Origin of the sequence: Amycolatopsis sp. H20-H5 (assembly GCF_035828755.1) — a bacterium.
Lineage (GTDB): Bacteria > Actinomycetota > Actinomycetes > Mycobacteriales > Pseudonocardiaceae > Amycolatopsis.
The window spans coordinates 1-8,844 of record NZ_JAYMZS010000203.1 but is presented as its reverse complement, the minus strand read 5'-3'; the positions used below and the strand labels follow the sequence as shown (position 1 = coordinate 8,844).

The window sequence follows — 8,844 nt, the reverse complement described above, 5'->3', positions numbered from 1 at the left end:
AGGCCACCATGACGGCGTTTAACGCCGTCATGGTGGCCTTCAGGGACCTTCGGGGCGGTGGGTCAGCAGCCGAAGCGGGCGCGGAGGATGTCGGTGGTCAGGACCGGCTTGCCGTCGACGGGGGCCGGGCCGCCCGGCGGGGCGGCCGGGTCCGGCACGATGCCGCCCGCGGCGACCTTGTCCAGCGTCGCGACTCCTTCGGCGCCGACCGTGCCGAACACCGTGTAGTTCGGGCGCAGCACGGAATCGCCGTAGACGACGAAGAACTGGCTGCCGTTGGTGGCCGGTCCGGCGTTGGCCATGGCCAGCAGGCCGCGACCGTAGATCTTGCGCGTTCCGGTCGGGTCGGTCGGGGCGTTCGGCAGGTCGACGGGCAGCTCGTCCTTGTACTTGTAGCCGGGGCCGCCCTCACCGGTGCCGGTCGGGTCGCCGCACTGCAGCACCTTCAACGTCGAGTACGCGGTGAGCCGGTGACACGTCGTGTGGTCGTAGAACCGGAACGCCGTCAGGTGCGCGAAACTCTGCACCGTGCAGGGCGCCTTCGCCCTGTCCAGCTTGAGCGGCACGTTCCCCTGGTTGGTTTTCAGCTGGATGTCCAGCTTGCCCCGGTTCGGCGTGTGCCGCGGATCCGGGGGCAGCGGCACGGGCCGCGCGGCCGGATCGTCGGGCGTCTGGGTGTACTGACAGGGCCCGTGGGTGACCTTCGGCGGATGAGCGGCCGGGGCTGAAGCCGAAGCGACCCCGGTTCCCGCGGCGAGCAGCAAGCCCGCTCCCAGCACGGTGACGACGGCTTTCGCGAACCTGCGCACGATCGGTGCCTCCCAGAGTGACCCGCCAACGAAGGAACCGAAGTATAGGGCGATTTCCCGCCGGGTCCACAGGTCCGTTGGTAGGTGCCGTCTTCCGGAAAGCGGCCCGATCGGTCACCCGGTTGGGCTAACGTGCCCTCCGGGGAGTGAAAACGAGAGAGCGGAAGCTTGTGGAAACGCGATACCAGCTGAACGGACTGATCCTGCTCTACGCCTACCTCCAGCGCGTTTTCGTGCACGACCGGGTCGGCGCGGGATTCCCCGGCGCCGCGGCCCGCACGGGGCCCGACCCGATCCCGGGTCTGCTCGACGGCGTCGGCACGGCGATCAAGACCTTCGACAAGGACGCGGGCCTGTCCGCCGAGGACGGAAAGCGGCTGCTCGAGACCACTGGCTCCGCGCGTTCACTCATGCGCGCACACCTGCCGAGGCCGGACGCGGCCCTGCCCGAGCAGCTGGCCTCCGTGGCGGCCGCGCTCTACGCCGAGGAACACGTCAACAACGGCCTCGTCCACCTGGGCGACATCTTCGATCCCGAGGTCGCGGACCAGTTCCGCCAGCGGATTCCGCAGTTCCGCACTCAGGTCGGCGTGATCACCGGGTACGTCGGCAAGGTCACCGGCGGTGAACCACTCACCGGCGAGGAGAACGCCCAGCTGGGCAGCTGGTTCACGAATGTCACCGGCAGCGCGGCGCACATCGAGCAGGACTTCCAGCGGATCGAGCAGTACCTCGGCACCTGAGCGAGGTCAGCTCCGCAGGTCGCCGATCAGCTCGTCCGCGGCGGCGAAGGGGTCCAGCTCGCGCACGGCGACCCGCTCGGCCAGCTCCGCGAGCCGGTCGCCGTCGCGCAGGTCGACGAGCTCCGAACGCAGCTGGCGGACGGCGATGGCCTCGATCTCGTCGCGGGCCCTGGCCGCCCGGCGGCGGGGCAGCTCGTCGCGGGACACCAGCCACTCGTGGTGCTCTTCGAGCGCACGCACGAAATCCTCGACGCCCTGGCCGCGTGAGGCGACCGTCCGCACGATCGGCTGACGCCAGCTGGGGCCCCGCAGTTCCCGGCGCACCAAGGAGATCATCTGTTTCAGATCGTGCACGGTGGCTTCGGCGCCCTCGCGGTCGGCCTTGTTGACCACGAACACGTCCGCGATCTCCAGCACCCCGGCCTTGGCCGCCTGGATGCCGTCGCCCATGCCGGGCGCGAGTAGCACGACGGTGGTGTCGGCGAGCCGGACAACGTCCACTTCGGACTGTCCGACCCCGACGGTCTCGATCAGGATCACGTCGAACCCGGCGGCGTCGAGCACCCGGACGGCCTGGGGCGTCGCCCAGGCCAGGCCGCCGAGATGGCCGCGGGTGGCCATCGAACGGATGAACACTCCCGGGTCGACCGCGTGCTCGGTCATCCGGATCCGGTCACCGAGCAGCGCGCCGCCGGAGAACGGCGACGACGGGTCGATCGCCAGCACGCCGACCCGCTTGCCCGCCGCGCGCAACGCCGTCAGCAGTGCGGAGGTCGAGGTCGACTTGCCGACTCCCGGCGGTCCAGTGAGCCCGACGATCCGCGCGTTGCCGGTGTACGGCGTCAGCGCGTGCGCGATCTCCCGTACCCGCGGATGGGCGTCCTCGACCAGGGAGATGAGCCGGGCGACCGCGCGGGGAACGCCGTCCCGCGCGCGGCCGACCAGCTCGTCGATGTCCTGCTGTACCGGCAAGTCGTCAGGGCTTCGGCACTCGCAGCAGCAGCGCGTCGCCCTGGCCGCCACCGCCACACAGCGCCGCCGCGCCGAGGCCGCCACCCCGGCGGCTCAGCTCGTGGATCAGGTGCACGGCCAGCCGGGCACCGGAGGCCCCGATCGGGTGACCGAGCGCGATCGCGCCGCCGTTGACGTTGATCCGGTCCGCGCTCAGGCCCAGCTTCTCGCCGGAAACCACGCCGACCGCGGCGAACGCCTCGTTGATCTCGACCAGGTCGAGCGCGTCGGCGGTGAGCTTCTCCTTCGCCAGCGCGGCGAGGATCGCGTTCGACGGCTGCTCGTGCAGGCTCGCGTCCGGCCCGGCGACCACGCCGTGCGCGCCGATCTCGGCGATCGGCGTGAGACCCAGCTTCTCGGCCATGGCCTTGCTGGCCACCACGACCGCGGCCGCGCCGTCGGAGATCTGCGACGCCGAGCCCGCGGTGATCGTGCCGTCCGAGGCGAAGGCGGGACGCAGCTTCGCGAGGCTCTCGACCGTCGTGTCGGCGCGGATGCCCTCGTCGACGGAGAACAGGACCGGGTCGCCCTTGCGCTGCGGGATCGACACCGGTGCGATTTCGTCCTTGAAGTACCCGGCCTCGCTGGCCGCCGCCGCGCGCTGGTGCGAGCGGGCGGAGAACTCGTCCTGCCGCTCACGCGTGAGGCCGTACCGGTTGTTGTACTTCTCGGTCGACGCACCCATCGCGACCTGGTCGAACGCGCAGAACAGGCCGTCGTAGGCCAGGTGGTCGACCAGCGTGGTGTCGCCATACTTGAACCCGGCACGCGACTTCGGCAGCAGGTGCGGTGCCTGGGTCATCGACTCCTGGCCACCGGCCACGATCAGGTCGAACTCGCCGGCCCGGATGAGCTGGTCGGCCAGCGCGATCGCGTCGAGCCCCGACAGGCAGACCTTGTTGATGGTCAGCGCGGGCACGCTCATCGGGATGCCCCCGGCGACCGCGGCCTGACGGGCCGGGATCTGACCGGCGCCCGCGGTGAGCACCTGGCCCATGATCGTGTATTGGACGGCGGCCGGGTCGACCCCGGCGCGTTCGAGCGCGGCCTTGATGGCGACGCCACCGAGCTGCGCGCCCGAGAAGTCCTTGAGGGAACCGAGCAGCCGCCCGATGGGGGTACGGGCGGCACCCAGGATCACGGAACCGGACACGACATCCTCCAAGCATCGGTGCAAGGGCAGTTCTCGCGACCATACCCGGGGCCGGGGCCTCTTGATGGAGCCAGTGTGAGCCGTGGCACTTGCGCGCGGCCCTATTCTTCGAGCCATGCAGAACGTGCTGAAGACCTTCGTGACGGCCATCGACCACGTCGGCATCGCCGTGCCCGACCTCGACGCCGCGATCGCGTTCCACGCCGAGCACTTCGGCCTGGAGGTCGCGCACGAGGAGGTCAACGAGGAGCAGGGCGTGCGCGAGGCCATGCTGCGCGCGCCGGGGACCGCGGGCACCGAGACCCAGCTGCAGCTGCTCGCGCCGCTGCGGGAGGACTCGGCGATCGGCAAGTTCCTCGGCAGGAGCGGGCCGGGCCTGCAGCAACTCGCCTACCGGGTGTCCGATGTGGACGCCGCGGCCGCCGCACTACGCGCCGCGGGCCTGCGGCTGCTCTACGACGAGGCCAAGCGCGGGACGTCGAACAGCCGCGTCAACTTCGTGCACCCGAAGGACGCGGGCGGCGTCCTGGTCGAGCTGGTCGAACCCGCGAAGGACCACTGACCGCAGCTGAAGGTCGCCCTTGATGCGTTAGAAGGCGTCCGGAAACTGATGTCATGTCGTCCAGTTTGGCGCCTGGGGCCGCGTGACTGACGGGGACTTTCACACGGTCTGTTCTGGTGAAGGGGACTTTTGCAAGGTTGAGTCGAGGGAAGGTCCCCTTCAGTCGACACCCCAGACTTGCCGTGTGCCCTGATGGGAGCCTTCACGGCGTTTAACGCTGTCATGGTGGCCTTCAGGGGCACGCATGAAACGGTCATGGCGGTATGAAACGGGTGAATGGGCCGACTTTCCGTCCTTTGTGGAGGGTAGGCGGCTTCGAAGGACAGGCGCCCGAGGCTTCGAGCGGCGGCTGCTGCGACAGTTCTCAGACGCGTTCTTGGACCTGCTGAAGGTCGCCCTTGGTGCGGTGGACCTAACAAGGGCGACCTTCAGCTGCGTTGCGGGCGAGGGGTCAGGGCCGCCGCGATGAACGCGAGCTCGCCGTCGAACTCGGCGGGCCGGTCGTCGGCGGCGTGCCGGGCCGTCGCGTGCCGATGGCTGACGGCACGGGCCACCAGACCGGACGCGGAATCGACGTCGGCACTCGCCACGGTGCCGCCCGCGGCCGCGACGATCACCGCGCGGACCTGCCGCACCAGCTGCTGGAAACGCTCGTGCAGCGCGTCGCGCACCGCGTGGTGCGTGTCGGCCTCGCGCCACAGCAGGTGGGACAGCACGGGCGAGCCGCTGAACCGGCGGTCGAGCTCGCCGACCAGGCGGCGGAGGCTGCCCGCGATGTCACCGGGGATGACGACGCTGGCAGGCTCGATCCGCCCGTCGGGCAGCCGGTCGACCAACGCGGTGAGCAGATCGGCCTTGCGCTTGAAGTAGTAGTGCACGAGCCCCTTCGGCACCCCGGCCCGCTCCGCGACGCGGGAGGTCGGGGTGGCGTCGAAGCCGGACTCGGCGAAGAGCGCTTCCGCGGCTCGCAGAATGCGTTCCTTCGCCGAGTCCTCGCTCATGCCCGTGCTCCGACCTTCAGTGCTGCCCTGCCATCCGGATGTGTTCAGCGTTCGCCATCGGCATCGCGGCCGCGCCTGCGACGACGGTCAGGAGGCCGACCACCCAGGCCGTCCAGGACGCGCCGGTGAACCCGGTGAACCCGATGACCCAGGGCGAGACGAAGGCCAGCACGCCGAGGACGATCTGGACGCCTTCGCCGTAGACCATGCCCGGCCGCGCCAGCGACGCCAAGCCGTCGAGCGCGATCAGGACACCGAGGACCACGAGAGTCCAGGTGGCGGCGTTGTCCGTTGTCATCCAAAGGGGTGACAGCGCGGCGACGGCGCCGAGAACGACCTCCGCCCAGTCGTAGGACCGCGTCCAAGGGCGCGTGGTGGATTCATTCATCGTGCTCACCTCCGGGCTGGTAAGAGCCTGTCGATCAAGGGTCGGTACCCCTCGATCATCCGCCTTGGTTGGCCAGCCGGTCAAGATGAGTGCGTCACAGTTCGAGATGTTTTCCCCCGTTGTGTCTCGTACAGTTGTGCCCGCGAGTTACTCATGAGTAATTTAGCCGCCACCACAGCCACACCACCCGCGGAGGGTTCGATGACTCAGCTCGGCGAGATCCAGCAGGCCATTCTGTCCGGCGAGCCGGAAGCCGTGGGCGCCCTGGCGGTACCCGAGAGCTATCGCGGGATGACGGTCCACGCCGACGAGGCCGCCATGTTCGAGGGCCTCGAGAGCCGGGACAAGGACCCGCGCAAGTCGCTGCACCTCGACGACGTGCCGACCCCGGAACTGGGGCCGGGCGAGGCGCTGATCGCCGTGATGGCCAGCGCGATCAACTACAACACCGTGTGGACCTCGATCTTCGAGCCGGTCTCCACGTTCAAGTTCCTGAAGAAGTACGGCAAGCTCTCGCCGCTTTCGAAGCGGCACGACCTGCCGTACCACGTCGTCGGCTCGGACCTGTCCGGCGTGGTGCTGCGCACCGGCGTCGGCGTGCACAACTGGAAGCCGGGTGACGAGGTCGTCGCCCACTGCCTCAACGTCGAGCTCGAGGGCCCCGACGGGCACAACGACACGATGCTCGACACCGAGCAGCGGATCTGGGGCTTCGAGACCAACTTCGGCGGCCTCGCCGAGGTCGCGCTGGTCAAGGCGAACCAGCTGATGCCCAAACCGAACCACCTGACCTGGGAGGAGGCCGCCTCCCCAGGGCTGGTCAACTCGACGGCGTACCGGCAGCTGGTTTCCCGCAACGGTGCCGACATGAAACAGGGCGACGTCGTGCTCATCTGGGGCGCGTCGGGCGGGCTCGGCTCGTACGCCACCCAGTACGTGCTCAACGGCGGCGGCATCCCGGTGTGCGTCGTGTCCAGCCCGGAGAAGGCGGAGATCTGCCGCAAGATGGGCGCCGAGCTGGTGATCGACCGCAGCAAGGGCACCGGCGAGGGCTTCCAATTTTGGAAGGACGAGAACGAGCAGGACCCGAAGGAGTGGCAGCGCTTCGGCGCGAAGATCCGCGAGCTGACCGGCAACGAGGACCCGGACATCGTGTTCGAGCACCCGGGCCGCGAGACGTTCGGCGCCTCGGTCTACGCCGCGCGCCGCGGCGGCACGATCGTCACCTGCGCGTCGACCTCGGGCTTCATGCACCAGTACGACAACCGGTACCTGTGGATGAACCTCAAGCGGATCATCGGCTCCCATTTCGCGAACTACCGCGAGTCGTGGGAGGCCAACCGGCTGATCGCGAAAGGTCTGATCCACCCGACGCTGTCGAAGACCTATCCACTGGAGGAGACCGGGCAGGCCGCGCTCGACGTGCACCGCAACCTGCACCAGGGCAAGGTCGGCGTGCTCGCGCTGGCACCGGAGGAAGGACTCGGCGTGCGCGATCACGAGCTGCGCGAAAAGCACCTCGACGCCATCAATGCCTTCCGGGACGCGTAACCCGTTGGAGTGAAACACCGCCGGAGGGCATCCTGATCGCGTTCACCGCTGAAAGGGTGCCCTTCGGCGCATCCGGCTCGCCGCCGGACACCGCCAACCGGCTACGGTAGGACCATGAGCCTTGGCGAGGAACGGGAGCTGGTGCCGCTGGGAGCCGGCTTCGACGTGGCGAAGCGCGGTTACAGCCGAGCGCAGGTCGACGAGCACCTGGAGCGGCTGGACGGCGACCTGAAGATGCTCACGTCGGATCGCGACGCGGCCATCTCCCAGGCAGGCGATCTGGCGCGGCAGCTGGAGATCGCGCGCGGCGAGATCGCCGATCTGCGCGGCCAGGTCGAGCGGCTGGCCCAGCCGCCGACGAGCGTCGAAGGTCTTTCCGAGCGCCTGCAACGGATGTTGCGGCTGGCGCAGGACGAGTCCGCGGACACGCGCGCCCGCGCCGAGGCCGAAGCCGGGCACATCCGGGCGAAGGCCGAGACCGACGCGAGCGCGATGCGCGCCCGTTACGAGCAGTTGCTCACCGAGCTCGACTCCCGGCGCAAGGAGATGGAAGCCGAGCACCGCACCGTGCTCGAGACCGCCCGCGCCGAGGCGAAGGACATCACCGACAAGGGCACGGCCGAGCGCGACCGGCTCAACACCGAGTCCGAGCAGCACCGCACGCAGATCGAAGAGGACTTCGAGATCGCGATGGCCGCGCGGCGCACCGAGGCGATGCGCGCGCTGGCCGAGCAGGAGGCCGCGAGCAAGACCGAGGCCGCCCGCCGCGTCCGCGAGGCCACCGAGGACGCGGCCGCCATCCGCGCGAAGGTGCTCGAGGAGGAGACAGCCGCCAAGAGCGACATCGACCGCCGTCAGCGCGAGTCCGTCCAGGAAGTCGGCAAGCGCAAGCAGGACTCGATCACCGAGGCCAACGCCCGGCTCGCCGAGGCGGCCGACGAGGCCCGCCGCCGGGTCCGCACGGCGACCGAGGAGTCGAACCGGCGCATCACCCAGGCGACCGAGCGGGTGGAATCGCTGCGCAAGGTGCGCGCCGGCCTCGCCGAGCAGGTCCGCTCGGCCAGGACGGTGCTGGCCGAGGCACACCACGTGCTCGGCGAAGAGACGAAACCGCCGGCGGAGGAGCCGCCGAAGCAGGACAGGCCCAAGGCGATGGCCGCCTCCGCCAAGCCCAAGAGCCCCGACGCGGAGGCGACCGTGCAGCTGCGGACGGCCGATGTGCCGAAGGCCACGCCCGCGCCGAAGCCCTCCCCCCGGCCAGCAGGCGCGAGCAAACCGACTGGCGAGTAGCCTCATCTCCCAACGGAGCGGAAGACAGCAGGCGGACGGTTTCAAATCCGCTGATGTCCCTGCTCACACGCGTGGCGGCCCTGGTCGCGCGTGGTGGACCCGAGTCTTCGGTGGAGGATGGCTATGGCTGCTTATCGGACCGTTGTCGTGGGCACGGACGGCTCCCAGTCGTCCTTCGCGGCGGTAGACCGCGCGGCCGGAGTCGCCGCCGACTCCGGCGCGACGCTGGTCATCGTGTGCGCGTATTACCCCGCGACCAAGAACGACGTCGACAAGGCGCAGGACGTCCTGCGTGAAGCGGCGTACCAGGTGGTCGGCTCGGCCCCGGCCGAGGAC

10 protein-coding genes are annotated in these 8,844 nt (G+C 69.7%); 5 read left to right on the top strand and 5 right to left on the bottom strand.

Going from position 1 to position 8,844, the window contains the following annotated elements; genetic code table 11:
- Nucleotides 1-62: 62 nt before the first annotated feature.
- Nucleotides 63-809, bottom strand: coding sequence for a peptidylprolyl isomerase (locus tag QMK34_RS45870; RefSeq protein ID WP_326421218.1), 747 nt, complete (start codon nt 807-809; stop codon nt 63-65).
- Nucleotides 810-955: 146 nt separating this feature from the next.
- On the opposite strand from QMK34_RS45870, the gene QMK34_RS45865 reads away from it, so the two are divergent.
- On the top strand, nt 956-1,552 hold the full coding sequence (locus tag QMK34_RS45865; protein WP_326421217.1) for a hypothetical protein: 597 nt from the start codon (nt 956-958) through the stop codon (nt 1,550-1,552).
- A 6-nt stretch (nt 1,553-1,558) separates the two neighbouring features.
- Here the strand turns inward: QMK34_RS45865 and meaB are convergent, their stop codons facing one another.
- Nucleotides 1,559-2,524 (bottom strand): methylmalonyl Co-A mutase-associated GTPase MeaB, encoded by a 966-nt coding sequence (meaB, locus tag QMK34_RS45860; protein ID WP_326421216.1) that lies wholly within the window; start codon nt 2,522-2,524, stop codon nt 1,559-1,561.
- Nucleotides 2,525-2,528: 4 nt separating this feature from the next.
- Nucleotides 2,529-3,716, bottom strand: a complete 1,188-nt coding sequence (locus tag QMK34_RS45855) for an acetyl-CoA C-acetyltransferase (protein WP_326421215.1) — start codon at nt 3,714-3,716, stop codon at nt 2,529-2,531.
- A 115-nt stretch (nt 3,717-3,831) separates the two neighbouring features.
- Here QMK34_RS45855 and mce point away from each other — a divergent pair, with 115 nt between their 5' ends.
- Nucleotides 3,832-4,278, top strand: a complete 447-nt coding sequence (gene mce / locus QMK34_RS45850) for a methylmalonyl-CoA epimerase (RefSeq protein ID WP_326421214.1) — start codon at nt 3,832-3,834, stop codon at nt 4,276-4,278.
- A 428-nt stretch (nt 4,279-4,706) separates the two neighbouring features.
- Here the strand turns inward: mce and QMK34_RS45845 are convergent, their stop codons facing one another.
- Nucleotides 4,707-5,279, bottom strand: a complete 573-nt coding sequence (locus QMK34_RS45845; protein ID WP_326421213.1) for a TetR/AcrR family transcriptional regulator — start codon at nt 5,277-5,279, stop codon at nt 4,707-4,709.
- 16 nt (nt 5,280-5,295) lie between these two features.
- Complete coding sequence (locus QMK34_RS45840) at nt 5,296-5,667, bottom strand: SPW repeat protein (protein WP_326421211.1); 372 nt, start codon at nt 5,665-5,667, stop codon at nt 5,296-5,298.
- A 201-nt stretch (nt 5,668-5,868) separates the two neighbouring features.
- Between QMK34_RS45840 and ccrA the strand changes: the two genes are divergently transcribed.
- The 3 genes from ccrA to QMK34_RS45825 form a co-directional block, all read left to right on the top strand.
- Nucleotides 5,869-7,218, top strand: coding sequence for a crotonyl-CoA carboxylase/reductase (gene ccrA, locus QMK34_RS45835; RefSeq protein ID WP_326421210.1), 1,350 nt, complete (start codon nt 5,869-5,871; stop codon nt 7,216-7,218).
- A 114-nt stretch (nt 7,219-7,332) separates the two neighbouring features.
- On the top strand, nt 7,333-8,508 hold the full coding sequence (locus QMK34_RS45830) for a chromosome segregation protein (RefSeq protein WP_326421209.1): 1,176 nt from the start codon (nt 7,333-7,335) through the stop codon (nt 8,506-8,508).
- A 123-nt stretch (nt 8,509-8,631) separates the two neighbouring features.
- On the top strand, nt 8,632-8,844 hold a 213-nt coding region (locus QMK34_RS45825), incomplete at its 3' end, for a universal stress protein (protein ID WP_326421207.1).